A 24,792-nucleotide genomic window follows, 5' to 3' on the forward strand; every position below is an offset into this window, starting at 1 on the left:
CCTTACTTCCAGGACCACTGCGCGGGGTGGAACGAGGCGAGGGAGTCCTGTGTGAATCCGCCGAGGCCGTTCTTGATGACGGAGACCTGGTAATCGGGTGCCGGGAGCCAGATCACGGGGAGGTCCTTGGCGAGGGTCGCCGAGTAGTTCTGGATCGCGGCGTTCGTCGACGAGGTTGTGCTCTCGTCGATGAGCGAGTCGACGGCCGCATCGCTGTACTGGCCGAAGTTCGCGCCACCTCCGGTCTGGAACAGCGGGTCGCCGGTCGGGAAGGCGCTGAAGTACCAGGATCCGGCTGTCCCGAAGAACGACAGCTGCCACGAGCAGATCGACTGCGACGCGGTGCACTGCGGCGTCTGCGACAGGACCGAGTTGACCGGGGCCGTCTTGATCGTGAAGTCGATGCCGGCCTTGGACAGCGAGGACTGGATCGCGCTCATCATGTTGTCGGTCACGGTCGAGCCGGATTGCGACAGCACGCCCATCTCGAACTTCGTGCCCTTCGCGACGCCGGTGCCGCACTGGCTGCTGGACGTGCCGGCGTCGGTGCAGACCATCGTGCCGCCCTGGTCGGTCCAGCCGTGGCTGGTCAGGAGAGCCTTCGCCTTGCTGACCGAGTAGGGGTAGGGGTTGCTCTTCTGCGTGCTCGAGAGGTAGTCGGACTCCTGCGCCTGCGGAATCGGCCCGTAGGTCGGAACCGCGGTGCCGTTGAAGACGACCTTGGCGAGGCTGGCCTGATCGATCGACCTCTGGACGGCCTGACGAGCGTAGAGCTGCTTGAAGACCGCGCCCATGGTCGGGTTGTCGAAGTTGTACGGCATGTAGGTGATGGCCCAGCCGCTCCAGGGCTTCACCGCGTAGCCGAGGTTCGTGAACGAGCTTTTCTGGTCGAGGTTGCTCGCGTCGATGTAGCCGTAGTCGACCGCTCCGGAGCGGACCGCGTTCTCCTCGGCGTCGCTCGACGTGTAGGGAAGCAGGTTGACGGTCTTGATCTTCGCCTTCTCACCGCCGTCGTACTTTGAGTTGGCGGTGAGGACGACCTTGCCCGAGGTCGAGAACGACGACAGCGAGTAGGGGCCCGAGATGGTCTTCCAGAGCGTGTTCGACGCGTAGGTCGACAGGCTCTTGGCCTGGCCGTTGACGAAGTTCCACACCTTCACGGCGCCGGCCGTGGTCTCGTCGTCGTTCCCGACGGAGCCGGAGGCGCTGGTCTTGTCCCAGGCGTGCTGCGGCAGCGGCGTGATGTAGCTCAGCTGGTTGGCGAGCATCCAGCTGTCGTTGTAGGCCTTGTCGAACGTGATCGTGAAGTGCGTGGCGTCGACCGTCTTGAACGAGGTCCAGTTGTCGGGTGCCTTGCCCTTGCTGTACGAGCCCCAGTCGGCCTTGTTCGCCTTGATGAGGTTGAACCAGAACTCGACGTCGCGAGAGGTGATGGCCTTGCCGTCGCTCCACTTCCGGTCGCCCAGCGTGATGGTCACGCTCTTGTGGTCGCTCGCGAAGTCGGCGGCCGTGGCGACGCTGCCCGCCTTGTCCCAGGCGATGGACCCGGACGTGCCGTCGTAGGCGATGAGCGGCTCCCACAGGCTGGCCGCGATGGCCGAGTTGTTCGTGTTGAGCTTGCCCGCCGCCCCGATCGGAAGGATCCAGTTCGGTGTGAAGTTGACCGGCAGGGCGTAGTTGATCGAGCTCTTCGAGGAGGACGACGCGGTGTCGCCTCCCGACGACGTACAGCCGGCCAGGACCGCGATCGCAGCGACGGCTGCGGCGGCGGCGAAGACCGGACGACGGCGAGGTTTCGCCGTTCGAACACGGAACATGATTCTCCTTGTGGATGACCAGGGCGACGAATGGTGCTGTGCGATCAGTAAACGGGCTTCCGTCAGGAAAAGACATTTCCGCGTGTAAAAACTAAGTTTCTGCTGATTTGGAAAAAGAAATCGCCCTGGTTCCGCGCCTACTCTGGTGCTCGTGTCCGCACCGTCGAAGTTAGTTTGTTCATGTCTGGAATAAGTGCCGCCCGTCGGGAGTCGACCTCGTCGTCGCTGTCGGCGCGCGTCCTCGAGCTCATCGCGGGCGGAAGCGCGACGTCCCGAGCCGAGCTGGCTCACCAGCTGGGCGCGGCGCCGTCGACGGTCTCGCTCACGGTCCAGCAGTTGCTCGCGCAGGGTCTCGTCGCGGAAGAGGGAACGCAGGCGTCGACGGGTGGGCGCCCTCGGCGGGTGCTCCGGCTCGGCGGCGACGACGGGTTCGCTCTGGCCGCCGACCTCGGGGGCTCCCACGCCCGAGTCGGCGTCGTGCACTCCGGCGGCACTCTGACCGACGTCGAGACCGTCCCCTTCCTCATGTCCGAGGGGCCCGAGGTGGGGCTGGCGCGGCTCGCCGATCAGCTCGCCGATATCGCCGCTCGCGCCGGTGGCACGCCGCGCGCGATCGGACTCTCGCTCCCCGGGCCCGTCGACGTGGCGTCCGGAGCCGTGTCCCTCCCGTCGCGCATGCCCGGCTGGAACGCGTTCCCGGTGCGCGAGTGGTTCGAGGACCGCCTTCAGATCACGACGGCCGTCGACAACGACGCCAACCTGATGGCTCTCGGCGAGCAGTCGGTGCGGCCGCGCAGCGCCTCGCAGTCCATCACGGTCAAGGCCGGAACCGCCATCGGCGTCGGGATCGTCGTCGACGGGCACGTCTACCGCGGCGCCACGGGTGCCTCCGGCGACATCACGCACGTGCGCCTGCCCGCCGGCGGCGACACCCCGTGCTCCTGCGGCAACACCGGCTGTCTCGAGACCGTCGCCTCGGGAGCGGCGCTCGTCCGGCAGCTCCGCGAGCGCGGCGTCGACGTGTCCACGACCGCCGACGTGGTCCGGCTCGCCTCCGCGGCGGACCCCGAGGCGACCCGCGCGGTGCGCCGAGCCGGCAAACTCCTCGGCGAGGTCCTATCGGCCAACGTCAACTTCTTCAATCCGCACGCCGTCTACCTCGGCGGCATCCTGTCGACCCTCGAGCCGTTCGTCGCCGCGACCCGAAGTCAGCTCTACGAGTCCTGCCATCCGCTGTCGACCGAGCACCTGATCATCGAGCGCGCGAAGACCGGCGCCGACGCCGGGCTGCTCGGTGCCGGGCTCTTCGCGCTGCAGCGGGCCTTCACCACCGCACTCGAGTCGCTGTCCGCCGCGGCCTCCACCTCTCGAAACCTCAGCCCCGCAAGAAAGTCGAGCTCCTTTGACCTCCGCTGATCGTCCCGTCATCGCCATCGCCGGCCTCTCGACCGAGTCGTCGACGTTCTCGCCGGGGCACACCTCCGCCGAAGCGTTCCACGCCCTCCGCGGCGACGACGTGGTCGCGTTCTATCCGTTCCTCCAGCCCGGCCTGCCCCTTCGTGACGCGGCCGAGTGGCACGGCGCCCTCATGGGGAAGGCCCTTCCCGGCGGGGCCGTACCGGCAGCGGACTACGAGGCCCTGGCCACCGAGCTGACCGAGCGCCTCGCCGCACTGCCGACCCTCGACGCGCTCTACTTCGACATCCACGGCGCCATGAGCGTCGAGGGGCTCGACGACGCCGAGGCCGATCTCCTGACCCGCATCCGGGCGGCCATCGGCCCGACCCCGATCGTGTCGGCCTCGATGGATCTCCACGGCAACGTCTCCCGCGAGCTCGCCCATCAGACCGACCTCGTCACGTGCTACCGCATGGCACCGCACGAGGACGCCGGGGAGACCCGGGAGCGCGCCGTCCGCAATCTGGTCGAGCACCTGCGATCCGGCGCCCCGCGTCCTCTGAAGGCCTGGGTGCCGATCCCGGTCCTCCTCCCCGGCGAGAAGACCTCGACTCGGCTCGAGCCGGCGGCGAGCGTCTACGCCCGAGTCCACGAGGTGGAGGCCGTCGAGGGGTGCTCGACGCCGCGATCTGGGTCGGCTACGCCTGGGCCGACGAACCGCGCAACCGCGCCATCGCGCTCGTCACCGGCTCCGACGCCGACGCGGTGTCGGCCGGTGCGGAGCGTCTCGCCCGCGGCTTCTGGGAGGCTCGCTCGGGCTTCGCGTTCGTCGCCCCGACCGACAGCCTCGACGGCGCCCTCGATCGGGCGCTGGCCTCGTCGGCTCGACCGTTCTTCATCAGCGATTCCGGCGACAACCCCACGGCCGGTGGCTCGGGCGACATGAGCTGGGGTCTCACCCGGCTCCTGGCTCGTCCGGAGTTCCAGCACGACGACTCCCCCGTCGTCCTGTACGCCTCCGTTCCCGGGCCGGAAGCCGTCGCGACGGCGGTCGCGGCCGGTGTCGGTGCGACCGTCACCGTGACCGCCGGCGCCGAGGTCGACTTCGCACACGCCGGGCCGATCACCCTCACCGGTGTCGTCCACAGCATCTTCGAGGGCGACCGGAACGCCGAGACCGAAGTGGTGATCCGCGTCGGCGGGGTGTACGCGATCCTGACCAAGCGGCGTAAGCCGTACCACCACGAGCACGACTTCACCGACCTCGGTCTCGACCCCCGATCGGCGGCCGTCGTCATCGTCAAGATCGGCTACCTCGAGCCCGAGCTCTTCGACCTGTCGGCCGACTGGATCCTGGCCCTCACGCCGGGCGGGGTCGACCAGGATCTCGTGCGGCTCGGCCACCACCGGATCCGACGGCCCATGTTCCCCTTCGACGAGGGAGACTTCGAGCCCGACCTCTCCGCCCGCTGGATCCCCGCCTCCGACCAGCCGCTCGACGGCGCCGACGAGTGATGGCGCTCGCACTCGAGATCGCGGTTTCGGCACCCGACGGAGCCGCCGTCGCCCGAGCCGGCCGGGCCGATCGGGTCGAGCTCTGCGTCGCCCTGGAGGTCGGTGGCCTGACCCCGTCGCAGGGGCTCGTCGAGGGCAGCGTCGAGGTGGGGCTTCCCGTCAACGTCCTGATCAGGCCGCGGCCGGGTGACTTCTCATTCGACGCGTCGGAGGTCGCCCTGATGGAGCGCGAAACGATCGCGGCCGTCGGATCCGGCGCCGCGGGAGTGGTCATCGGAGCCCTGACGTCGGCGGGCACGATCGACCTCGACGTCACGGCGCGGCTGGCCGAGGCCGCTCGCAGCGCGAATCCGGCGGTGCAGGTGACGTTCCACCGAGCCATCGACCAGACGATCGATCCGGTCGCCGCGCTCGAGGCCCTGGCGACTCTCGGCGGCATCGACCGGGTCCTCACCTCCGGTGGGGCGGCGAGCGCAGGATCCGGGGCCCAGACCCTCTTGCGAATGGCCGCGACCACGGGTGCCCCGGTCGTGATGGCCGGCGGAGGTCTGACGCCCGCTGATGTCGCCCCGCTGGCCGCCGCCGGCGTCCGGAACTTCCACGCGTCGGCGAAGCGCCGTGTCGAGCGCGCCACGGGATCCTGGATTCCCCTCGGCTCCTCGACGACCGGCGCCGACGCCGACTCGTACTTCGCGACCGACGCCTCTCTCGTCGCGGCGTTCCGTGCGGCGCTCGATTCGTCGGCCGGAGCCCGGCGCTAGCTGCGCTGAACCCCGCACCTTCGTCCTGAGCCCACACAGACGCGAGGAAGCATCGAGGCGTGCCGGCTGCCGCGCGGGAGGCGACCGGTGTACCGGCGTTCCTGCACGCCACCCGGGGACCCGACCTTCGACGCTGATCGGCTAACCTTTTCCGATGCGATACATCGTCGTCTCAACGAATACCTCAGACGCGACAGACCTGTTGGCCGCCGAAGGCGAGCGTGCTACCCAGCTGGTGGCGGACGGCGTCTTCCTCACCGTGTGGCCCAAGGCGGACATGACGGGTGCCGTCGTTCTCGCAGAGGCCGCTGACGACGAGGCGATCCGCCGAGCACTCGATACCATGCCGACGATCGCCGCGGAGGCCGGAACCTACGAGATCATCCCACTCCTGGAGGGTGCCAGTCGTCCGTGAAGAGCATTCCGCCGAGGATGTGCTCACGGATCGCGATGACAGAGGGTTCCGCATTGCCTGAAACGGCACCGGCGGCGACGACTTCGATCAGATCCTCGTGCCGTTCGCGCTGCGTTGCGATGAATTCTCCACGGGTCAGGAAGCCGTTCGCCAGCAAGAGGTCGATCTGATCCCGGAGGGCCCCGTACGAGGCGATGAGCCGAGGAAGGTGCGTCAGTCGAACCAGCTCGGTGTGAAAACGTCCGTCGGCACCGGCAACGGCCGAGCGGGAACCCTTTCCGTCATCTCGCAGGACGAGATCGTCGAGCCGCGCACGGAGCGGGGCGAGCTCGACCCGGCGCTCGATGAGTTCGCGCGCGGCCATCGTCTCGTAGGCCACCCGGAGCAGAGCGATCTCGTGGATGTCGCGCTCTGAGAACGTGACCACCTCGTAGGAGTGATTCGGAGATTTCCGTACGAGTCCGCGCTGTTCGAGAGTGCGAAGAGCCTCCCGGACAGGCGATCGGCTGACGCCCATCGCCTCAGCCAGCACGGAGTCCCGAACGCGACTGCCGAGCGGCAGCGATCCGTCGAGGATCCTCTCCCTGATCTGCTCCAGGACCTCCGTCGAGAGGACGCCGGGGCGGATCGGAGCGAACGCGGACGCATCGATCCGCGATCGAGGGGCCCTGTCCATGAGAGGAGCGTAGCTGGCGGATCGGGCCGATGTTAAAAGTGTAGACTGTCGACACTTTGACTGCTAACGTCTCCTCGAGTTCATCGGACTACGGAAGTCCGGCTCGAGGACCCCTGGGAGTCATGTCATGCGCAACGAAGCCGTGAGCATCGCCACCCGCCGGCTGCTACCCCTGCTCGGCATCTGCTACTTCATCAACATCGTCGACCGCAGCAACATCTCCATCGCCGCACTGAGGATGAATCCCGACATCGGGCTGTCGACGGCCGCCTACGGGCTCGGTGCCGGCGTCTTCTTCATCAGCTACTTCCTCTTCGAGCTGCCCAGCAACCTGTTCCTGAATCGATTCGGTGCTCGCCGGTGGATCTTCCGCATCATGCTCAGCTGGGGCATCGTGTCGCTTCTCATGGCGTTCGTTTGGAACGATTGGTCGTTCTACGCGGTGCGATTCCTGCTCGGTGCCGCCGAGGCCGGATTCTTCCCCGGCGTCATCTTCTACTTCGGTCAATGGTTCGACCGCCGTTCGCTCACGCGGGTCGTCGGCCTCTTCTACGCCGTCATTCCGATCGCGAGCGCCCTGGCGGCGCCGATCTCAACCCTGCTTCTGACCGTGGCTGGATGGCGGTGGCTCTTCGTCTTCGAAGGCGTTCCCGCGATCGTCCTGGCGTTCGTCGTGCTCCGACGCCTTCCGGACGGTATCGAACAGGCGAAGTGGCTTTCTCCGGATCAGAAGACCGACCTCCGGGCCGGCATCGCCGCCGACGGCGCAGTCGAGACGCATGGCCGCAGCGGCGTCGTCACCGCTCTCCGTGACCCGCAGACGATCCTGCTCGCCGTCCAGTACTTCATGCTGACCCTCGGCCAATTCGCCGTCAGCCTCTGGCTGCCCCAGGTGATCGGGTCCTTCGGTGTCGGGACAGTCGGCTCCGGTCTGCTCAGCGCGGTTCCGTTCGCGCTCGCTGCGATCCTCATCCCTCTCTGGGCTCTCCACTCCAGCCGCACCGATGAGCGTTACTGGCACGCGATCCTGCCCATCGTCGCCGCGGCGGTCGTCTTCACCATCGGAGCATTCCTGCCAGCGAATCCGACCCTGTCGATCACGTTCCTGTCGATCGGCGTGGCCCTGTCGCTCATGGCCGCCTCCGCCTACTGGTCGATCCCTCGAATCCTGGCCATCGGGGCAGCAGCAGCCGCATCCACGGCCATCGCGAACTCGCTCGGCAATCTCGCCGGATTCTTCGGACCCACCATCGCGGGGTTCCTCGTCCAGGCGACCGGGAGCTTCCACCTCGTGCTGGCTCTTCTCGGCGTCCCGCTCGTCATCGCGGCGGTACTCTCGGCGATCACCGGCCGGATGGGCGAGCGAGAACGCACCGCTCGGGCTGCCGGCGTTCTGCAGGGCGTCGAACCTGGTCCTGTCCCGCCCGAAGACTCACTGACCACTCGATCCAACAGAAAGTAGAAGTCCATGCCCCCACTCTTCGCCCTCGCCTCCGCGACGAGATCCTCGTCGGCACCTTCGTCGGAATCGACTCTCCCAGTGTCGTCGAGGCGGTCGGAACCTCCGGCTTCGACTACCTCGTCATCGATGGCGAGCACACTCCCATCGGCATCGAACGCATCGCCGACCTGCTTCGCGCCGCCGAGGCTGTCGACGTCCCCGCTCTCGTGCGCGTTCCCGAGACCGGTTCCTACGTGAGCCGCGTGCTCGACGCCGGAGCGGCAGGCGTGCTGGTCCCCCGAATCGAGACCGCGGCCGATGCAGCCGACGTCGTCGCTCGAGCTCGCTACGCCCCCGACGGCTACCGCGGCCTCGGCCCGGGGCGGGGCGGCTGGAAGGGCGGCCCCATCCCGGAGCACCTCGTCGCCTCCAATGCCGGGGTACTCGTCGCCATTCAGATCGAGACTCGGCGCGGACTCGACAACGCCGATGCGATCCTCGCTGTTCCGGGTATCGACGCCGTCGTGATCGGTCCTGCCGACCTGGCCGCCTCCCTCGGCGTCGCGATGGGCTCGGACGAGCACGCGGCGGCATCGGATCGCATCGTCGAGGCCGCCTTGGCCAACGACGTCGCCCCCGGCGCATTCTGCATGAGCGTCGCGGACGCCGAGCGGCTCACCGCGCGCGGTGCACGACTCCTGATCGTGGGAGGCGACGGGCTCTTCTTGGCCAAGGCGTCGGCAGAGGCGTGGAGTGCCGCCGAATCGCTCAAGACCTCTGCGGGTGCTGTCCGATGAAGATCGTGCAGACCAGCCCTCGCGTCCAGCCGACCCCCGAGCAGCTCGCATGGTTCCGCGAACAGGGCATTGAGTTCAGTGTGATCGACGGATCGACCGAGGAGTCTCTTGTCGCCGGCGCGCAGGGCGCCGACGGTCTCGTGGTCGTCATGGAGAACATCACGCGCTCCGTCCTGGAGCAGCTGCCGACGGTCCGATCCGCCGTGCGTTTCGGGATCGGCTTCGACACCATCGACGTGGACGCTGCGGCCGAACTGGGGGTTCAGGTCTCGAACGTCCCCGATGCGAACTATCGCGAGGTGGCGGTCCACGCCCTCTCGATGGCACTCACTCTGACGAGACGGCTGCCTGCATGGGACCGTGCGGTGAAGCAGGACGGTTGGGCCGACATGTCCGTCGGATCGGGCATCCACCGCCCGGACGACCAGGTCTTCGGCCTGATCGGCCTCGGGAGGATCGGCGGCCGCGTAGCCGCCGCCGCCAAGACGATCGGCTACCGCGTCCAAGCGTTCGATCCTTACACGACGCCCGAACGCGCGACCGAGCTGGGCGTCGACCTCGTCTCGCTCGACGACGTCATCTCGACCTCCGACGTGCTCTCGCTCCACGTCCCGCTGACGCCGGAGACCCGGTCGATGATCGACGCCGACGCCCTCGCGCGCATGCCGAGGGGATCCGTCCTGGTGAACGTCTCCCGCGGCGGCCTCGTCGACGAGCAGGCGCTCGCCGAAGCCCTCGGCCGCGGACACCTGGCCGGGGCCGGCATCGACGTGTTCGCGCGTGAGCCCCTCGGGGCAAGCCCTCTGCGGTCGATCGACACGGCACTCCTGTCTCCGCACGCGGCCCATCTCAGCGCCGAGTCGTTCGACGAGACGCGGCAGAAGGCCTACGACGAGGTCGTCCGTGTGGCCGGCGGGGGCGTTCCGCGTTCACCGGTCAACTCGCCCGCGACCCGATCCGCCGGGCCGCGCACCGCGCGACAGCCTTTCCAGAACTCCTGACCCAGGTGGGTGTCGCCGCCGTCCGGCGACGCGGACGATGGACCCATGATCACTCTGGATGGCTTGACCAAGAGCTACGGTTCGAGGGTCGCGGTGGATGGGCTCACGGCGCAGGTTCGAGTGGGCCACGTGACGGGGTTCCTCGGTCCGAACGGCGCCGGGAAGTCGACCACGATGCGCCTGCTTCTCGGTCTGGACCGGCCGACGTCGGGGACGGCCCTGATCGACGGCGTCGATTATCGGCACCTGAAATTCCCCTCCGGACGGTCGGGGCCCACTTGGACGGACGGTCTCTGCATCCGGGCAGGAGCGCTCGGATGCATCTGGTGACGTTGGCGCGATACTCGGGGCTCCCCGGCGCCGCGTGGACGAGGTCCTGGACCTCGTCGGGCTCCACTCGGTTGCACAGCGTCGCGCCGGAGGCTTTTCCCTCGGGATGGCGCAGCGGCTGGGGATCGCCGCGGCGCTCCTGGGCGATCCTGCGATTCTCGTGCTCGACGAGCCGATGAACGGTCTGGACACGGACGGGGTGCGGTGGATCCGCTCACTCCTCAAAGAGTTGGCCGCCGAAGGTCGCACCGTCCTGGTCTCCAGCCATCTCATGGCGGAGATGCACCAGACGGTGGACAGGGTGCTCGTGATCGCCCGAGGTCGCCTGATTGCGGACTGCACGACCGAGGAGCTGGTCGCGACGTCACCTCCGACGGTCACGCTGCGCAGTCCCGACATGGACGGACCTGGCCTGGCCGATGCGCTGCGCCTCGAGGGGATGACGGTCGACGCGGCCGGACCGGGAGAACTCTCCATCACCGGCGGAACCCTGGAACGGATCGGGGACATCGCCTTCGACGCGGACGTGCGGGTGCACACCCTCGCCGAGACGCCGGTGACGTTGGAGGAAGGCTATCTGCGACTCGTCGAGAACGAGTTCGAGTTCGCCAGCCCGGTGAACGCGACGGCGGACGAGGACGAGCGATGATCCGGGCTCTCCAGGCCGAGTGGGGAAAGACGTGGTCGGTGCGTTCCCCGTCCTGTGCCTTCTCGGGACCGTCCTCCTGGTCCTGATCACAGCGACGTCGCTGGGCAACGATTTCGTTCACGGCGGCGACCTCGGCGAGCATCCCGCGGACGCTGTCATGCCGGCCGTCCACGCCCTCGGGCCGGCGATCCAGTTCGGGCTGGTCACCTTCGCTGCGTTCGCGATGATGCTGATCACCTCGGAGTACTCGACCGGCAGTATTCGCTCGACGCTTCTGGCCGAACCTCGCCGCCAGGTCGTGCTGGCCAGCAAAGCCCTTGTCGGGTTCGTCGCCGGCCTGGTCGTCGGCGCTGCCGTCGGCGCCCTGGGGCTGGCGGCCAGTGAACTCGCTCTGCAGGGTCACGCGGCGGCGGCCACGGAGAATCCGGCCGTGACAGTGGTCCGCGTTGCCGGGCTGTTCGCTCTGGCCGCGGTTCTCGTGGTCGCGCTGGGCGCGATCATCCGCAGCGCTGTCGGCACCCTTGCCGCCGGCGTCGTCCTCCTGGTCGGCACCCTGGCCCTGCCTGCCACGGTCAGTGTGTGGACGCCGGCCGGCGCCGCCGGCGAATTCGTCGAGGCGAGCGACGCCTCGTACCCGTCGATCGTCGGATTGGGCGTCATCGCCCTCTGGGCGGCCGCGGCCTACGCGGTGGCCGGGTGGTTGTTCCATCGCCGAGACGCCTAACCTGAACGCCATGAAACGGCTTCGCCCGACACCCGGCACGGTGTGCCTCCTGGTGGCCGCCGTGGCCGAGATCTGTCTGCTCGGCTGGTGGCTGGCGTCGGGCTCGACGCTGGGATTCGTCGTCCTGGAGATCCTGGTGGCGATCATCATCGCCTTCGTGAGCCTCGTCCTCCGCTACTTCCGGTTCCGCCGACGGTACGAGGCAGCGATTGCGACGAACGCGGTCCTCACCGAACGCAGTCGGCTCGCCGAAGAGATGCACGACAGTCTCGGCCACGATCTCAGTGTCATCGCTCTGCGCGCGGGCAGCCTGCAAGTGCGCAGCACGGGCGTGACGCAGGCGGCCGCCGCCGACATCCGCCGCGACGTCGAGCGCACCGTCGACAAGCTCCGCCACACGCTCCTCGTCCTTCGCAGCAGCCAGGACGAGACCCCGACCGACACGATCACCGAGCCGCTCGGGGCGATGATCGATCGCGTTCGGGCCACCGGATCCGACATCACGCTCATCGGAGACGTCCCTGAGCTTCTGGCCGATCCCGTGCAACGCACCCTCTCCCGGGTCATCCGCGAAGGACTCACCAACGCGATCCGACACGCTCCCGGTCAACCGATCACGGTGACTTTCGACGACACGGACCAGCAGATCGTCGCCACCGTGGCAAACCCCTCGCGGCGAGCACGGCGAGAAAGACAGACGACACGGCAGCGTCGGGAATCGACGCACTGCGACGGCGCGTCGCCCTCCTGGGCGGTCAGCTGACCGTGCACAGCGAGCGAACGACCTTCAGCATGAGCGCACGTCTCCCGCGGCAGGTCGGGGCATCCCACCCCGCCAGCGTGTCGCCCGCGTCGCGGCCGCATCGGCCGCTGCGAGCGACCCTTCTCTCCGCGGTCATTCCCTCCGCAGCGGCGATCGCCGTCGTCGTCGGCTTCTATTCCTGGTCGGTTCACGCTGCCACCATCGATGACGACACCTTCGAACTCATCACGCCCGAGATGCCCACGGCAGCGGCACAGGCACTCTTACCGCCCAGGCAGGCACCGGTCCGGCTCGCTCCGTCCGCACCCCACGATCCGGCCTGGAGCTGTTCGTACTACTCCGACGGCAACTTCCCGCTCGGGCTCGCGGTCTTCCAGGTGTGCTTCCACGACGGAGTCGTGGTCTCGACAGCCGACCTGCGCCAGGAGTCCTGGCTGTGATCCGGGTCCTCGTGGTCGACGACGAATCGGACATCCGGGCGGGTATCCGTTCCGTCCTGGACTCGCAACCGGACATCGAAGTCCAAGCCGAGGCCACCGACGGCGAACAGGCAATCGCCACAGCCCTGTCCCTGAAGCCGGACGTGGTGCTCATGGACATCCGAATGCCCGGGACCGATGGCCTCTCGGCAACGGAGGAGATCCGGGCGCACCGTCCGTCGCAACCCGTCGTGATCCTGACCACCTTCGGCGACGACCGGTACATCGACCACGCCGTGGCGCTCGGTGTCAACGGCTTTTTGATCAAGTCCGGCGACCCGTACGACCTCATACGCGCCGTCACAGCCGCCGCCACCGGCGGCGCCAGCCTCTCTCCACCGGTCGCCGCCTACCTGCTACGGACACTGCACGAGCGCAAACGCCCTCATTCCGGCGGTGCCGAGTCGGCGACGAAGGCCCTCAGCGCCCGCGAACTCGGCGTGCTCGGCCTCGTCGGACTCGGCTTCTCCAACGCCGAAATCGCCGCCCGCCTCCATCTCACGGAAGGCACGATCAAGGGCTACATCAGCACGATCTTCGCCCGCTTGGGCGTTCGCAACCGCGTCGAGGCCGCCATCATCGCCCACGAAGCCGGCCTGGCCGTCGACGACGACGAGAATCCACCTCCCCTTCGAAGACCGCACCGACCGGGCGGCGACCGCTGAACGCCCACGGAGCCCCGACCTCCGAGAAGAGCGCCCCGGTTCTGGCGGCGACGCCCGACCACCTCTCGACGTCCTTCAGCACGGGATGCGCTTCCTGCCCGGTGCCGCGCCACTCGATCCATTGCGGTTCGATGCGAACAGGATCGTCGGCAGTGCGTATCGCCTCGACGACGCGCATGAAGGCGCCGGTCGACGCCAGCGGTACGCGAAGGGGAGCGTCACCCGCGCGGTGGTCCAGGATGTTCTCGAGCAGGTCGATGCGACCGAAGTGCCGCTCGGATCCGGTGTCACCGTCGATCGTCACTTCGTCCATCGAATAGCGGAACGCGATCCGGTCGTGTTCGTACTCGACGTCGACCACCGGTTCGCTGTTCTGAGCTGCGCAGAGCGTGAGTGCGGCCGACACGCTCGGCCCTCGCCGAGACGTGATCCGCAGAGACGTGGTGTCGTCTCCTTCGATGGCGTTCGCCCGGTACATCTCCAGTTCGACGGATTCGACATCGGCGGCGTCCTGCATCCCCGCAAGGCGGAGCGCCGTGGCGATCGCATGGGCGAACGGATTCGTCGCCACGCCATCCACCACGCTGACCCCGTCGAGACTCCGCCGGCCCGCCCACGGCGATCGAGCCCAGTACGCTCGATCGCGTTTCCAGGTGCCGGTCGCGGACACCGCGATGGGCGCGCCGAACGAGCTGTACGGGTCGTCCGCGCCCGTCAGGGCGTCTATGGCCAACGAGCCGAGGCTCTGAAAGCCGACCTGAACGACGCGTCCCGTCTGCCGTTCGAGCTCGAGAAGTGCCTCGAAATCGTCCATGCGCGCGAACGGCGGCTTCTCGAGAAGGAGGTCACATCCGGCCGTGAGCGTTTCGGCGGCCACGGAAGCATGGACCGGGATGGGCACCGCCGCGACCACCACGCTGGGCGCGCCCACGGTCTCGATCGCGGTCCTGAGCGATGGAAACAGCGGCGCGTCCGGCGGTGTCTCGCCAGAGAAGACCGGATCGACGAGAGCCGTCAGCGTCAGGCGACCCACGTGGCGCAGGCGCCGGATGTTCGCCAGGTGCACAGCACCGAATCCGCCGACCCCGACCAGGATCACCGTCGGCGTCATATCGAGAAGGGCCACGCACCGGTCGGCGCGTCCCAGTTGTATTCCGCCGAGCCGTCTTCGAACTCCCAGCGGACCGGCGTGCTCGTGTCGACGAGGTCCATCGCTCGGGTCCGCGTCGCCTCGGGCTGGTCCAGAGCGGTGCGGATGGCGCGGGACAGGTCGGCGTCGATCGCATCACTCCGGACGGCAGGATCCACGGAGACGAACAGAGCCGTCCCGCTCCGTGCGACGAGGTCGAGCCACTGACGGTTCACTTCCCACGGGGTCGCGGGTGTGGCCGGGACGCAGTCGGCATCGAGTGTGAAGAACGCGTCGTGTTGTGGCAGGCGGTGAGCGAGCGTATTGATGCCCATCCGGCGTGTCCGTTCCCACGTTCGACCGGAGGTGTCATCGCCGATTCGTTGTGCGTCGATGGCCCCGACGGCGAGGTGTCCCATCACGTTGCAGCCGAGCACGGCCATGTCGCCGGCCGCTTCGCGGATCGCGTCGTAGAAGGCGATCAGGATCTCGGCCGTCGTCCGGGTGTCGTCGGAGAACCTGTGGTGGTGATCGGTGATGTCTGCACCCATGGTGTCGCCGAAACGGCCGAGTGCGTCAACGGTACTGAAGTCGTGCTTCACGAGATCGAAGCCCCAGTCGCGGAACCGGGCCACATCGTCGCGAACCCGCTCGAGGACGGCCGGCAGCGACGGGTCGAGCGGCAGGCCGGCGGACGTCGCGCGCACGCCCGGCCGGCCGAGACCCGGCGCATCGACGCGCGACAGCAGGGGCGGAACCAGAGGCCCGCCCGAGCGCCGACCTGCATGACCCTGCCCGCCACATCGCTCATGTCGTCGAAGAGGCCCGGCGTTCCAGCATCCCATGGGCCGCCCGACCCGGGCCCGCCGGGGTTCCAGCCGTCGTCGATGACCCCGTAGGGCTTGACGGGGTGATCGTCGGCCAGCTCGACCACGAGTCGCGCGTCGTCGATCACCGCGTCGGGGCCGAAACCTTCGCCGTATGCGTAGTACCAGTTGTTGGAACCCACCGTGGGTCCGCGCGAGGGGAGAGCACGGCCCCCGGCAAGTGCCACCGCGAGGGCACGATGCACGTCGTCGGGGTCGCCGCCCGCGACGGTTCGGACGGTGACCAGGTCGAGGCGGCGGTTGCCGAGGCGGACGGGCGCCCCACCGCTCCGGACGTCCAGCCACAACGTCCACCCGGTCGGGTCGATCTGCCACCAGGCCAACGCACTCGCGCGCACGTCGACGCCGGCGCCCGACACAGCCCCCGAGCCGTCGACGGAGATCCAATACCAGGGCAGGACGCGCTCGGGACGAACCGACTCGAACCCGAGCTCACCGTACGAGCGCTCCCAGGCGTCTCCTCGGATACGCGTTCCAGCAGCGGCCCGGCGCGACCAGCGCAGGGCGATGCGCGCCACCGGCCCGGTGCTCCGCAGCGACACGGCAATCCCGCCGGTGGGGTCGGGCTCCACGTCGACGACCGTACCCGCCCGCTCCCATCCGTCGCCGGAACCGATAGCCGGCAACACGAGCCCATCGGCGTCGCTCTGCACGAAGACGGCGGCGGGCGGCATGGTCGTCTCGACCCGCGCCGTGTTGAAGACGCCCGACTCGAGCGACCTCACGACGCGAGCGTTTCGTGAGCCGGCACGCGCGCCGGGAGCCAGGCTGCGGTGATCTCGAGATCGACGTCGACCGGGTCCCGCCCCTCGCGGCGCCAGCGCAACGAGCCCTGCGGAACGTCGAGTCCCGCGCCCAGGAAGCGAGGGTGGTTTCCGAACGGGACCGGCACACCCGCAACCGTCAGGGCCGAGGGATCGCCGGGGCGGCCGGTGCCGACGAGGGCGATGTCCCCTCCGGGAGCCGCGACGTGCACCTCGTCGCCGACGACCGAAGGCGTCCGATTCGACCAGGTCGCGGCGAAGTTCTGCAGCGGGCCGTCTCCGATCACGGCGACCCAGACGGCGTCGCCGTCGTCGGCACGCAACTCGCTGTCGTCGATCCGTCGCGTCGGCCGTGAGCACCAGAGGCCCACGACGCCGTCGCTCGTCGACGCGAACGTCCACCCGTCCTCCTCGCTCGTGTCGTCGAATTCCGTACGCGGCAGGTAGGCGTGGGTGAAGGGCAGCACCTCGGCACCCTCGACGTGCGCACCCTCGATCGCGTAGCGAGCGATCACGACGTCGTCGACCTGACCGACGAGAGGCAGGATCCCGTTGCCGGCCCAGTGATTGGGCCGCGACACCACATCGGCCGACCCCGGGTGGGTGCTGAACACCACGGCGCGAGGGCCGAGGGTGGCCTGCCAGACGTGGTGCTGGTAGCCGGGGGTGCCGGGCCGGAAGGCCTGCACGCTACTGAGCGAGGCGCCGGATCGCCGGCGGGTGACGATGTCGGCGGCCGGCATTCCATGCAGATCACGCTCGGGATCGACCACATGCCCGAAGCGGTCGCGCTGGGCGTCGTAGGCCTTCTCGAAGTCACGCCAGGCGCGATCGAGGCCCAGCCCATAGCGCTCCTGGAGAGCACGGGTGGCCGGGATCGCGAGCGGGTGCATGAACTCTCCCATCGCCCAGAATGCTGCAGCCGCCTGTTCGGACGCGGCGGGATCCTTCTCGGGGTCCGATCCCGCCCACGGCACGTCTACGACGTCGAGGCCCTGACGCTCCCTGGTCGTCGTCGGCGTGGCCGGCGTGCGGGCGATGTCGGCGAGGGCGGCCGGCGGCCGATACGAGCTGGTCGCGAGGGCGATCCCCCGACGCTGGCCGTGTCCGCCATGACACCGAGACCCGTTGTGAGCCAGAGCAGGGTCGTAGCGCCGTCGGTCGAGCCGTCGAGAAGACCGGGGACGTAGGCGCGGCCGTGGGTGGAGCCCAGGATCCCGCGCCACGAGTTGGCCGCGATCTCGACGAACAGGATGTCGAGGAGAGACGTCGCGACCTCGCGCAGGTCGGCGTCGTCACTGCCGTCGACGATGCTGCAGAGCGCCAGGACGTTGTGCTGCGTGTAGGTGTTGGACAGCCACTCGCTCCACCCCCAGCGGGCGCGCAGGGCAGCCCAGCGGCGGAACCGCGCGGCCCCGTGGTCGACGGCTGCGCGCCCGGCGAGCCCGGAGCCGGCGAACACGACGTCGGGAAACAGGGTGCCCGCGGCGATCTCGGCGCTGTGGAAGAGGGCCTGGTGGTTCTCGGTGTGGTAGCAGAGTGCCCCCTGGTCGCCGGGTTCGTCCCACCAGTAGCGCGCGCCGAGCACGCTGGCGCGGACGGCGTCGGCCTCGTCTGAAGGGAGCGGCGAGGGCACTGAGCCACGCGCGGCCGCGTCGCCTCCTCGGAGCGGCTCGTGACCAGCAGCAGCCGGAGCAGACCCGCGAGAGTGAAGTCGGACGAGTCGATGCGCGAGTCGACGATCTCCTCGCCTCCGCGAGTCGATCGGCGCGGGGCGCGAGCGCGAGAGCCACCCGCGCGATCTCGGGGAACACGCCGACCCTTCCCTCGGCCGGCTCTTCGGCAGCCGCCCGCAGGTACGTCGCCACCCGCTCGTCGTACTCGCTGCCAGCCCGTGCAGTCGTCATGCGGTGGTGCCTCCCTGTTGGTCGAGCGCTTTCTCGTATTCGTCGCGGATGGTGTCGCCACCGGCCGACCGCCACGTCGCCACCGCGTCGTCCCAGGCCGAAAGCGGCTGGCGTCCCTGCCAGATGTCGTTCATGACGGTCGAGATGTTCTGCGTGAGAGTCGCACCGACGGACTGGTTGGTCGTCGAGACCAGCCCGAGCGTCGGATCCTGCACCGAGTGTTCGAGCAGTTCAGCCTGAGCCGCGTGCTGCGTCCGCACGACGTCGGGCCGCCCCGGGTAGTAGAAGACTTGCGGCGGAGCCCCGATGTACATCAGCCCGAGTCCGAGCTCCTGCGCCGAGCGCTCGGTGGCGATCGGGTTCGTCCCCTGCTTCTTCCAGTCGACGCCTTCGACGCCGTAGGTGAGGCGCAGGTACTCGGTGGTGCCGAACGGCGACGCGAGGTGATTCACCAGCGCGAGCAGCTGCTTGACTCGCTCCGGTTTCTGCCCGCGGCGGATCGAGGCGAGGCCGTGCGTCGGATTGCCGATCCAGCGGGTGGCGTGCCCTCCGGCATGACCGGGCACCGGCATCGCGCCGATCCGGTACTTCTTGCCGACGGTCTGGCCACTGACGTAGCCGTTCCACGCGGGGAACGTGTCGGTGACCATGTTGACGGTTCCCGCCATGAACCACGTTTTGCGCAGCGTGCCGACGTTCGACGAGAAGCTGTCGGGATCCAGCACCCCGGCCTTGGCGAGCCGGATTCCGGCCGCGAGAGCCTCTCTGGTCTCGGGCAGCGTGTAAGCGCTCGTCAGACGCCCCTTGTCGAGACGCCAGTTCTGCGGCACGTGCCACATCATCTGCAGGGTCTCCCACGGCATCCCCCCGACTGCCCAGGTGTTCTTGCGCGTCTCGGTGAGGTCTTTGCAGAGCTGGAGGAACTCGTCGAACGATCCCGGATCGCCGTTCAACCCCTTCGCCTCGATGACGTCGTCGCGTCGGAACAGCAGCAGAGAGCTCATGGCCCCGCGCGGCACCGGGACGCCGAAGATACCGCCGCCGAAGACCGCGGACTTCCACGACGCCGTCGGCAGATTGGCGAGGAACGGATACTCACGGACCTTGTCGCCCGAGACGTACGGGGCCACGTCTTCGAACACGGCGGGCATCATCGCCGCGCGCTGTGGAGGCGTCCACACCTCGGAGATGTCGGCGAGGTCGCCTCCGGCCACGGTGGTCGCGAACTTGTCCGTCCAGTTGGCAGTCGGGATCACGGTAACGTCGAGCCGCGCGCCCAGGTCTTTCTCGACTTGCTGCCAATAGGCGTTCCGGCCGTGGGCCGCCGGCGTCGGGCTCGGGCTCTCGTTCAGAATGCTGACGGTACCGATGTCGGGCGGCGCGCCCGCAATACCGGTCTTCGGGTGCTCGGGGTAGTCGAAGAATCCCTGCGCGAGGCCCGCGGCGTTCCCCGGAAGATCGGGGGTGACCCCGGTGTAGGGCACGTAGTCGGGTAGAGCGGGAGCCTCGCGTGCCAGCATCGCCTGCGCTTCTGCGCCGACGTTCGTGGTCGAGCAGCTCGCGAGCGAGCCGACCGCGCCGACGCCGAGGATCCCAGCGCCGATGCCGGTGAGGAACGTTCTGCGTGAGACAGCCATCAGCCCTTCACCGCCCCCGTCAGAACGCCCTTGGCGAAGTGCCGCTGCAGGAACGGGTACACGATCAGGATCGGCACGATCGAGACGACCAGGATCGCCATCTGGATCGACTGTTGGGGCGGGATCGCCTCCGTCACCGACCCGAGCGCGCTGCCGGTCAGCGCCGACTGGTCGACGACGTAGGTGCGCAGAATCAGCTGGAGCGGCCACTTGGCGTTGTCGTTGATGTAAAGCAGGGCCGTAAAGAACGCGTTCCAGTAGCCGACGGCGTAGAACAGGCCGATCACCGACAGCGACGCCTTCGATAGGGGGATCACGATTCGACGGAACACCTGGAACTCGCCGGCGCCGTCGATCGTCGCCGCCTCGATCAGCTCGGGCGGGATGCCCATGAAGAACGAGCGCACCACGATGACGTTGAAGGCGCTCACCGCAGTCGGCAGGATCAACGCCCAGTAGCTGTCGAGGAGCCCCAGCTGCTTGACCACGAGATACGACGGGATGATGCCGGGCCCGAACAGGATCGCGACGAGCACGGTCGTCATGAGCGGGCGGTAGCCGAAGACCTTCGGTCGGGCGAGCACGTAGGCCAGCAGAGCCGTGCAGGTCACGCTGACCAGCGTGCCGACGACGGTGACCAGGACGCTCACCACGATCGAGCGCGTGACGACGCCCCCGGCGAAGATCGCCCTGTACGACGACAGGTCGATCCCCTTGGGGAACAGGACGAACCCGCCGGCAGCGGCCACCTGCTTGGGCGGCGCGATGCTGGTCGCGAGGACCCCGAGGAAGGGCACCAGGACGACGAGGCAGCAGAGGGTGAGAACGACGCCCTTCACGGAGCGGAGGGCTATGCCGGGCCGCGGCATGCCGAGGACGAGGTGCGGACGGTGAGTGCTCATCGCTGGTAGATCCCATCTTCGCCGAACAGGTGGGCGATCTTGTTGGCGCCCAGCACGAGCGCGATTCCGACCACGCCCTTCACCAGGCCGACGGCGGCTGCCGTCCCCAGTTGCCGTTGAGAACGCCGTTGTTGTAGACGTAGGTGTCCAGGACGTCGCTGACCTGGTTTCCGACCGGCCCCTGCTGCAGGATGATCTGCTCGAAGCCGACGGTGAGCGCATCGCCGAGGCGCAGGATGAACAGCAGGATGATGATCGCCCGCAGTCCGGGCAGGGTCACGTGCCACAGTTGACTCCATCGCGATGCGCCGTCGACGGAGGCGGCCTCGTAGAGCGACGCGTCGATCTGCGACAGAGCCGCGAGGAACAGGATCGTCGCCCAACCGGTGTCCTTCCAGATCACCTGACTGGTCAGCAGCTCCTTGAAGATCGACGCGTTCCCGATGATGTTGACGGCCTCGTGGCCGCCCGATCGCAGCCAGTTGTTGAGCAGCCCGGATCCGCCCAGCATCGACTGCGAGATCGACACGACGATCACCCAGGAAAGGAAGTGCGGCAGGTAGAGGACGCTCTGCACGAATCGCTTCAGCTTCTCGGAGACGAGCCCGTTGAGCGCAAGGGCGAGGGCGATCGGAGCCGGGAAGACGAAGACCACCTGCAGCAGGAGCACCGCCAGGGTGTTGCCGAGGGCGTGCAGGAAGGCCGGGTCGCCGTTGAAGATGACCGCGAAGTTGCGGAAGCCCACCCAGGGACTGCCGGAGATACCGAGGTAGGGCTCGTAGTCCTGGAACGCGATGACGTTGCCCAGGATCGGCAGGTACTGGAAGAGCAGGAGAAGCAGGACGCCGGGGAGCGCCATGGCCAAGAGGGGGCGATCCCGTGCAAGACGTTGCCACGGTCCGAGTCGCCGGCGCTGCCGCGCACCAGGGCGACCTTCCTCGGACGATCGGGCGGACTGAATGGCCCGTCCGTTCGGTCGCCGCCTGGCGGTTCTATCGAGTGCGTCAACCATGAAGCTCCTTTGCCGTCGGCTGTCGGTGGCTGAATTTACGCGCGTAAACCCGTTTTAGGCAAGCGCTTTCCGAAAATACGTGAGAATGTCAGGCGCGCGTAAAATCGCGATGGTCACGTTCGGGGCCACAAGAGAAGCGGGGAGAAACGATGACCGATGCCGCGAATCCCTCTCCGCTACGCAAGGCCACGAGACGAGACGTCGCCCTCAGAGCCGGAGTCAGCGACGCGGTCGTGAGTTACACCCTCAGCGGCAGGGCTCCCGTGGCCCCTGCGACGGCCGCTCGTGTTCGCGACGCCATCGCAGCCCTCGGATACCAGCCGAACCGAGCTGCTCGAGCGTTGCAGTCGGGTTCCGCCGCCACGCTGGCCCTGGTCGTCCCCGGCGGAGACGACGCGATCTTCACGAACTCCTTCTTCGGTGAGTACGCGAACGCCATCGATCTCGCCGCGCGCGAGCGAGGCTACGACCTCACCACCACGACGACGACGTACGAGCCGACGACGATGACGGGCCACTTCCGCGAATTCGCCGCACGGCAGTACGACGGAGTCTTGGTGCTCCCCGGCGAACTCCCCTCGACGGCCGATCGCTCGATGCGGTTTCCCTGCCGTGGATCGAACTCAACACGGCGCGAGAAGAACCCGGCACTCACAGTCTCGGAACAGACCTCTACGGGGGCGCCCGCGCCGCCGTCGACCATCTCATCGCCCATGGCCACCGACGAATCGGTTTCATCGGCTCCGCGCATGTGGATGAGCCTCGTTATCTCGGCTGGCGTCAGGCTTGCGCCGATGCCGGCGTCCGCTCCGACCCGTTCGTCGCGACTGACACCACACAGGCCGGCGGACTGGACGCCGGACGCCGCGTCGCAGCACTTTCCGACAAACCGACGGCCGTGTTCGTCGCCTCGGATCGCACCGCTGTGGGCGTGCTCCGCGCGTTTCATGAACAGGCCCTCCGTGTTCCCGACGACGTGGCCGTCGCTTCCTTCGACGGATCCTGGGAAGGCCAATACACGTGGCCCAGCCTCACGACCGTCCGTCAGCCGATTCAGGCGATGGCGAGCGCCGCAGTAGACCGACTTCTGAATTGGCGCGGGGAGACGCCTCACCACGAGACCTTCTCCGGCGACCTGGTCGTCCGGGAGTCCTGCGGGCCCCACGACAGTTCAGTGCATTCGACGAATCAGAAGTGACCTGGAGACGATCCCGTCGATGGTGCACGTCCGTCAGAGGCGCGTCCAGTCGAAAGCGGAGTGATCAACGGCATGACGATCCTGTCGATCACGCGGGTCACGAGTTCTTCATCGACTCCCTGCCCGTCGACGACCACGCGATGGAAAGCGAAGGCGGGAAACGCACCGGCGATGAGCTGGAGATCCAGCCCCGGGGAGATCTGACCACAGTCGGCTGCTCGCTCGAGGACAGCCAGAAAGAGAGCCGTGTAGTGGACGCCGAGACCGTCTCGCGCCGCCACCCGAACCGCCTCGTTGCGGGCCATCTCGCTGAGCAGCCCCGCCAACAGCTTTTCGCTCCGGTCGTCGCCATCGACATAAGCGCGCGCACAGGCCAGGAGGTCATCCCGCAGGGAGCCGGTGTCGGGCACCGGAGGAAGCCCACGTGGCGCCCCGACGGCCGCGACGACCAGTTGCGACTTGTCGGGCCAGCGTCGATAGAGCGTGTGCTTGCTCGCTCCTGCGCGAGCCGCGACCTTGTCGATGGAGAGGCGGTCGTATCCGACCTCGATCAAGAGATCCTGCGTCGCTTTCAGCAGAGCGACGTCGACGGCCGAATCACGCGGTCGCCCCGCCGGCCTACCTGTACTCACAATGCCTCCTGAAAAGACCTTACCGACTCTCGGAATAAATTACGGCACTGGGGCGTATCTATACTCGAACAGACGCGAACCGGCGTCCGCAGACTCGAAAGCGAGAACATCATGACCACCAGCCTCATCGCAGGCGCAACCGGCCTCCTCGGCTCCGGCATCGCAGCGAACCTCGTCGATCAGGACGACGTGAAGGTCCGCCTCCTCGTCCGCGGCGGCTGGAAGAACGACCCCGCCAAGACGTCCCGCATCGACCCGCTCGTCGCTGCCGACGCGGAGGTCGTCATCGGTGACGTCACCGATCCCACGTCGCTCGATGCCGCCACGAAGGGCGTCGATGTCATCGTCTCGGCCCTCCAGGGCGGCCGCGACGTGATCGTCGACGGCCAGGTCGCCCTCGCGACCGCCGCCGTCGCCAACGGTGTTCACCGCTTCATCCCCTCCGACTTCGCCATCGACCTGTTCCGCGCCCCGCCGGAGCCCCGCAGTTCGAGATCCGCAAGGAGGCTGACGCGCTCATCGAGGCCCTGGACATCGAGGTCATCAACATCCTGCAGGGCGCGTTCCTCGACCAGATGGTCAACCCCGCCTACCCCGGCCTCATCGACATTCCCAATCAGGTCATCCGCTACTGGGGCACCGGCGACGAGAAAATCGACATGACCACCGTGCCCGACACCGCCACGTTCACCGCTCGAGTCGCTGCCGACCCGGACGCCGCCCCCGGCGTCCACACGGTCTCCGGCGCCCTCGTCAGCTTCAACGACATCGCTCGCGAGATCGAGGCCGTCTCGGGCGTGAAGCTGCGCCACGAGAGCTGGGGCAACCTCGACGATCTGAACCGCGCCATCGAGGCCAAGGGTGGCTCGTGGAACGCCGTCATGGAGTGGTACTTCTTCGCCATGCTCCAGACTCCCCGCTGGAGAACGTCGAAAACGAGCGCTACGCCGACCTCCGACCCACCACCCTCCACGACCACCTCGTCACCGCCTTCGACGGTCTCGACAACTGAGAGGCCGATGAAGTCGACGGGTCGTCCTGAACGAGTCGTCTGTGACGGCGTCCTCTCGAGGTCAGTCGCGCGGGAAGGCGTGCCGCTTGGCGGCGGTCGCGATGCCTGCGGCGATGGCGCCGCTGAACACGGAGATCATGACCGACTGAGCCACGTCGCCGACCTCGCGTGCTTTCTTCACCACAGCCGTGGTGAAGAGGGTCGCCGAGCTTCCGAATGCGAGTCCCCATCGGCCCGGTTACCCACGCGCCGTCGTCCGAGGCGAGGAATGCAATGACCTT

Annotated in this window: 28 protein-coding genes and 2 pseudogenes; 18 read left to right on the forward strand and 12 right to left on the reverse strand. The window is 68.1% G+C overall.

The genetic code is table 11. The features are described 5' to 3' along the window. Positions 1 to 2: 2 nt before the first annotated feature. A complete protein-coding gene (locus QUE79_RS00670; protein WP_286344967.1) occupies positions 3 to 1,817 on the reverse strand; it encodes a peptide ABC transporter substrate-binding protein in 1,815 nt (604 codons plus the stop codon). A 180-nt stretch (positions 1,818 to 1,997) separates the two neighbouring features. On the opposite strand from QUE79_RS00670, the gene QUE79_RS00675 reads away from it, so the two are divergent. From QUE79_RS00675 to QUE79_RS00695, 5 genes and pseudogenes are all read left to right on the forward strand, one after another. Further along, positions 1,998 to 3,233, forward strand: coding sequence for an ROK family transcriptional regulator (locus QUE79_RS00675; RefSeq protein WP_286344968.1), 1,236 nt, complete (start codon positions 1,998 to 2,000; stop codon positions 3,231 to 3,233). Further along, positions 3,220 to 4,028 (forward strand): annotated as a pseudogene (locus tag QUE79_RS00680) (M81 family metallopeptidase); the annotation flags it as partial. The gene QUE79_RS00675 and the pseudogene QUE79_RS00680, both read left to right, overlap by 14 nt. 129 nt (positions 4,029 to 4,157) lie before the next feature. Further along, complete coding sequence (locus tag QUE79_RS00685) at positions 4,158 to 4,730, forward strand: MlrC C-terminal domain-containing protein (RefSeq protein ID WP_286346807.1); 573 nt, start codon at positions 4,158 to 4,160, stop codon at positions 4,728 to 4,730. After that, on the forward strand, positions 4,730 to 5,491 hold the full coding sequence (locus tag QUE79_RS00690) for a copper homeostasis protein CutC (protein WP_286344969.1): 762 nt from the start codon (positions 4,730 to 4,732) through the stop codon (positions 5,489 to 5,491). Before QUE79_RS00685 ends, QUE79_RS00690 begins: the two co-directional genes overlap by 1 nt. Positions 5,492 to 5,645: 154 nt before the next feature. Further along, the gene (locus QUE79_RS00695; protein ID WP_286344970.1) at positions 5,646 to 5,906 is read left to right on the forward strand and encodes a muconolactone Delta-isomerase family protein; all 261 of its coding nucleotides are present in this window, start codon (positions 5,646 to 5,648) and stop codon (positions 5,904 to 5,906) included. Here QUE79_RS00695 and QUE79_RS00700 read toward each other — a convergent pair. Continuing rightward, entirely contained in the window at positions 5,872 to 6,582 is a 711-nt protein-coding gene (locus QUE79_RS00700) for a GntR family transcriptional regulator (RefSeq protein ID WP_286344971.1), read from the reverse strand. The genes QUE79_RS00695 and QUE79_RS00700 overlap by 35 nt on opposite strands. Before the next feature lie 127 nt (positions 6,583 to 6,709). Between QUE79_RS00700 and QUE79_RS00705 the strand changes: the two genes are divergently transcribed. The 9 genes from QUE79_RS00705 to QUE79_RS00740 are packed head-to-tail and all read left to right on the forward strand — an operon-like array spanning position 6,710 to position 13,431. Beyond that, entirely contained in the window at positions 6,710 to 8,044 is a 1,335-nt protein-coding gene (locus tag QUE79_RS00705; RefSeq protein ID WP_286344972.1) for an MFS transporter, read from the forward strand. Positions 8,045 to 8,085: 41 nt separating this feature from the next. Further along, the gene (locus QUE79_RS00710; protein ID WP_286346808.1) at positions 8,086 to 8,820 is read left to right on the forward strand and encodes an HpcH/HpaI aldolase family protein; all 735 of its coding nucleotides are present in this window, start codon (positions 8,086 to 8,088) and stop codon (positions 8,818 to 8,820) included. A gap of 5 nt (positions 8,821 to 8,825) precedes the next feature. Next, positions 8,826 to 9,821 carry a C-terminal binding protein gene (locus tag QUE79_RS00715; RefSeq protein ID WP_286344973.1) on the forward strand — a complete coding sequence of 332 codons (996 nt, stop codon included), beginning with the start codon at positions 8,826 to 8,828 and terminating at the stop codon, positions 9,819 to 9,821. A 45-nt stretch (positions 9,822 to 9,866) separates the two neighbouring features. After that, the gene (locus QUE79_RS25010; protein WP_350271609.1) at positions 9,867 to 10,151 is read left to right on the forward strand and encodes an ATP-binding cassette domain-containing protein; all 285 of its coding nucleotides are present in this window, start codon (positions 9,867 to 9,869) and stop codon (positions 10,149 to 10,151) included. Positions 10,152 to 10,185: 34 nt separating this feature from the next. Then, positions 10,186 to 10,800, forward strand: a complete 615-nt coding sequence (locus QUE79_RS00720; protein WP_350271610.1) for a DUF8746 domain-containing protein — start codon at positions 10,186 to 10,188, stop codon at positions 10,798 to 10,800. A 31-nt stretch (positions 10,801 to 10,831) separates the two neighbouring features. Continuing rightward, the gene (locus QUE79_RS00725) at positions 10,832 to 11,524 is read left to right on the forward strand and encodes a hypothetical protein (protein ID WP_286344974.1); all 693 of its coding nucleotides are present in this window, start codon (positions 10,832 to 10,834) and stop codon (positions 11,522 to 11,524) included. Between the two features lie 10 nt (positions 11,525 to 11,534). Further along, the gene (locus QUE79_RS00730; RefSeq protein WP_286344975.1) at positions 11,535 to 12,287 is read left to right on the forward strand and encodes a sensor histidine kinase; all 753 of its coding nucleotides are present in this window, start codon (positions 11,535 to 11,537) and stop codon (positions 12,285 to 12,287) included. Positions 12,288 to 12,316: 29 nt separating this feature from the next. Further along, positions 12,317 to 12,727 (forward strand): hypothetical protein, encoded by a 411-nt coding sequence (locus QUE79_RS00735; RefSeq protein WP_286344976.1) that lies wholly within the window; start codon positions 12,317 to 12,319, stop codon positions 12,725 to 12,727. Further along, positions 12,724 to 13,431 carry a response regulator transcription factor gene (locus QUE79_RS00740; RefSeq protein ID WP_286344977.1) on the forward strand — a complete coding sequence of 236 codons (708 nt, stop codon included), beginning with the start codon at positions 12,724 to 12,726 and terminating at the stop codon, positions 13,429 to 13,431. Before QUE79_RS00735 ends, QUE79_RS00740 begins: the two co-directional genes overlap by 4 nt. On the opposite strand, the gene QUE79_RS00745 is transcribed toward QUE79_RS00740, so the two are convergent. The 8 genes from QUE79_RS00745 to QUE79_RS00780 all read right to left on the reverse strand — a co-directional run bounded on the left by QUE79_RS00745 (position 13,343) and on the right by QUE79_RS00780 (position 21,516). Beyond that, positions 13,343 to 14,557 carry a Gfo/Idh/MocA family protein gene (locus tag QUE79_RS00745; protein ID WP_286344978.1) on the reverse strand — a complete coding sequence of 405 codons (1,215 nt, stop codon included), beginning with the start codon at positions 14,555 to 14,557 and terminating at the stop codon, positions 13,343 to 13,345. The two genes, QUE79_RS00740 and QUE79_RS00745, sit on opposite strands and share 89 nt — an antisense overlap. Further along, positions 14,539 to 15,162: an alpha-amylase family protein gene (locus tag QUE79_RS00750; RefSeq protein WP_286344979.1), complete on the reverse strand. Its 624-nt coding sequence runs from the start codon at positions 15,160 to 15,162 to the stop codon at positions 14,539 to 14,541. Before QUE79_RS00750 ends, QUE79_RS00745 begins: the two co-directional genes overlap by 19 nt. Continuing rightward, the gene (locus QUE79_RS00755; RefSeq protein ID WP_286344980.1) at positions 15,159 to 16,172 is read right to left on the reverse strand and encodes an alpha-amylase family protein; all 1,014 of its coding nucleotides are present in this window, start codon (positions 16,170 to 16,172) and stop codon (positions 15,159 to 15,161) included. Before QUE79_RS00755 ends, QUE79_RS00750 begins: the two co-directional genes overlap by 4 nt. Beyond that, positions 16,169 to 17,188 carry a hypothetical protein gene (locus QUE79_RS00760; protein ID WP_286344981.1) on the reverse strand — a complete coding sequence of 340 codons (1,020 nt, stop codon included), beginning with the start codon at positions 17,186 to 17,188 and terminating at the stop codon, positions 16,169 to 16,171. Before QUE79_RS00760 ends, QUE79_RS00755 begins: the two co-directional genes overlap by 4 nt. Positions 17,189 to 17,190: 2 nt before the next feature. Beyond that, complete coding sequence (locus tag QUE79_RS00765) at positions 17,191 to 17,847, reverse strand: hypothetical protein (RefSeq protein WP_286344982.1); 657 nt, start codon at positions 17,845 to 17,847, stop codon at positions 17,191 to 17,193. A gap of 267 nt (positions 17,848 to 18,114) precedes the next feature. Then, the gene (locus tag QUE79_RS00770) at positions 18,115 to 19,755 is read right to left on the reverse strand and encodes a type 2 periplasmic-binding domain-containing protein (RefSeq protein ID WP_286344983.1); all 1,641 of its coding nucleotides are present in this window, start codon (positions 19,753 to 19,755) and stop codon (positions 18,115 to 18,117) included. Continuing rightward, entirely contained in the window at positions 19,755 to 20,657 is a 903-nt protein-coding gene (locus QUE79_RS00775; protein ID WP_286344984.1) for a carbohydrate ABC transporter permease, read from the reverse strand. The genes QUE79_RS00770 and QUE79_RS00775 overlap by 1 nt, the downstream gene beginning before the upstream one ends. Positions 20,658 to 20,736: 79 nt before the next feature. Continuing rightward, positions 20,737 to 21,516 (reverse strand): ABC transporter permease, encoded by a 780-nt coding sequence (locus QUE79_RS00780; RefSeq protein ID WP_286344985.1) that lies wholly within the window; start codon positions 21,514 to 21,516, stop codon positions 20,737 to 20,739. A gap of 302 nt (positions 21,517 to 21,818) precedes the next feature. Between QUE79_RS00780 and QUE79_RS00785 the strand changes: the two are divergent. Beyond that, a pseudogene (locus tag QUE79_RS00785) lies at positions 21,819 to 21,935 on the forward strand (hypothetical protein); the annotation flags it as partial. A 197-nt stretch (positions 21,936 to 22,132) separates the two neighbouring features. Here QUE79_RS00785 and QUE79_RS00790 read toward each other — a convergent pair. After that, the gene (locus QUE79_RS00790) at positions 22,133 to 22,372 is read right to left on the reverse strand and encodes a hypothetical protein (protein ID WP_286344986.1); all 240 of its coding nucleotides are present in this window, start codon (positions 22,370 to 22,372) and stop codon (positions 22,133 to 22,135) included. Between the two features lie 48 nt (positions 22,373 to 22,420). On the opposite strand from QUE79_RS00790, the gene QUE79_RS00795 reads away from it, so the two are divergent. Next, positions 22,421 to 22,867 (forward strand): LacI family DNA-binding transcriptional regulator, encoded by a 447-nt coding sequence (locus QUE79_RS00795; protein WP_286344987.1) that lies wholly within the window; start codon positions 22,421 to 22,423, stop codon positions 22,865 to 22,867. On the opposite strand, the gene QUE79_RS00800 is transcribed toward QUE79_RS00795, so the two are convergent. Further along, a complete protein-coding gene (locus tag QUE79_RS00800; RefSeq protein WP_286344988.1) occupies positions 22,858 to 23,499 on the reverse strand; it encodes a TetR/AcrR family transcriptional regulator in 642 nt (213 codons plus the stop codon). The genes QUE79_RS00795 and QUE79_RS00800 overlap by 10 nt on opposite strands. 111 nt (positions 23,500 to 23,610) lie before the next feature. Here QUE79_RS00800 and QUE79_RS00805 point away from each other — a divergent pair, with 111 nt between their 5' ends. After that, positions 23,611 to 24,162 carry an NmrA family NAD(P)-binding protein gene (locus QUE79_RS00805; RefSeq protein ID WP_286344989.1) on the forward strand — a complete coding sequence of 184 codons (552 nt, stop codon included), beginning with the start codon at positions 23,611 to 23,613 and terminating at the stop codon, positions 24,160 to 24,162. After that, positions 24,075 to 24,788: a Rossmann-fold NAD(P)-binding domain-containing protein gene (locus QUE79_RS00810; RefSeq protein WP_286344990.1), complete on the forward strand. Its 714-nt coding sequence runs from the start codon at positions 24,075 to 24,077 to the stop codon at positions 24,786 to 24,788. Before QUE79_RS00805 ends, QUE79_RS00810 begins: the two co-directional genes overlap by 88 nt. The last annotated feature ends 4 nt before the right edge of the window (positions 24,789 to 24,792 follow it).

The organism is Frondihabitans sucicola, from assembly GCF_030296615.1.
Taxonomy (GTDB): Bacteria; Actinomycetota; Actinomycetes; order Actinomycetales; family Microbacteriaceae; genus Frondihabitans; species Frondihabitans sucicola.

What these genes read in the sequence shown, in the direction of transcription:
- QUE79_RS00670 (WP_286344967.1), bottom strand. Translation starts at nt 1,817, where the DNA reads ATGTTCCGTGTTCGAACGGCGAAACCTCGCCGTCGTCCGGTCTTCGCC.
- QUE79_RS00675 (WP_286344968.1), top strand. Translation starts at nt 1,998, where the DNA reads ATGTCTGGAATAAGTGCCGCCCGTCGGGAGTCGACCTCGTCGTCGCTG.
- QUE79_RS00685 (WP_286346807.1), top strand. Translation starts at nt 4,158, where the DNA reads ATGAGCTGGGGTCTCACCCGGCTCCTGGCTCGTCCGGAGTTCCAGCAC.
- QUE79_RS00690 (WP_286344969.1), top strand. Translation starts at nt 4,730, where the DNA reads ATGGCGCTCGCACTCGAGATCGCGGTTTCGGCACCCGACGGAGCCGCC.
- QUE79_RS00695 (WP_286344970.1), top strand. Translation starts at nt 5,646, where the DNA reads ATGCGATACATCGTCGTCTCAACGAATACCTCAGACGCGACAGACCTG.
- QUE79_RS00700 (WP_286344971.1), bottom strand. Translation starts at nt 6,582, where the DNA reads ATGGACAGGGCCCCTCGATCGCGGATCGATGCGTCCGCGTTCGCTCCG.
- QUE79_RS00705 (WP_286344972.1), top strand. Translation starts at nt 6,710, where the DNA reads ATGCGCAACGAAGCCGTGAGCATCGCCACCCGCCGGCTGCTACCCCTG.
- QUE79_RS25010 (WP_350271609.1), top strand. Translation starts at nt 9,867, where the DNA reads ATGATCACTCTGGATGGCTTGACCAAGAGCTACGGTTCGAGGGTCGCG.
- QUE79_RS00730 (WP_286344975.1), top strand. Translation starts at nt 11,535, where the DNA reads ATGAAACGGCTTCGCCCGACACCCGGCACGGTGTGCCTCCTGGTGGCC.
- QUE79_RS00735 (WP_286344976.1), top strand. Translation starts at nt 12,317, where the DNA reads ATGAGCGCACGTCTCCCGCGGCAGGTCGGGGCATCCCACCCCGCCAGC.
- QUE79_RS00770 (WP_286344983.1), bottom strand. Translation starts at nt 19,755, where the DNA reads ATGGCTGTCTCACGCAGAACGTTCCTCACCGGCATCGGCGCTGGGATC.
- QUE79_RS00775 (WP_286344984.1), bottom strand. Translation starts at nt 20,657, where the DNA reads ATGAGCACTCACCGTCCGCACCTCGTCCTCGGCATGCCGCGGCCCGGC.
- QUE79_RS00780 (WP_286344985.1), bottom strand. Translation starts at nt 21,516, where the DNA reads ATGGCGCTCCCCGGCGTCCTGCTTCTCCTGCTCTTCCAGTACCTGCCG.
- QUE79_RS00790 (WP_286344986.1), bottom strand. Translation starts at nt 22,372, where the DNA reads ATGGTCGACGGCGGCGCGGGCGCCCCCGTAGAGGTCTGTTCCGAGACT.
- QUE79_RS00805 (WP_286344989.1), top strand. Translation starts at nt 23,611, where the DNA reads ATGACCACCAGCCTCATCGCAGGCGCAACCGGCCTCCTCGGCTCCGGC.
- QUE79_RS00810 (WP_286344990.1), top strand. Translation starts at nt 24,075, where the DNA reads ATGGTCAACCCCGCCTACCCCGGCCTCATCGACATTCCCAATCAGGTC.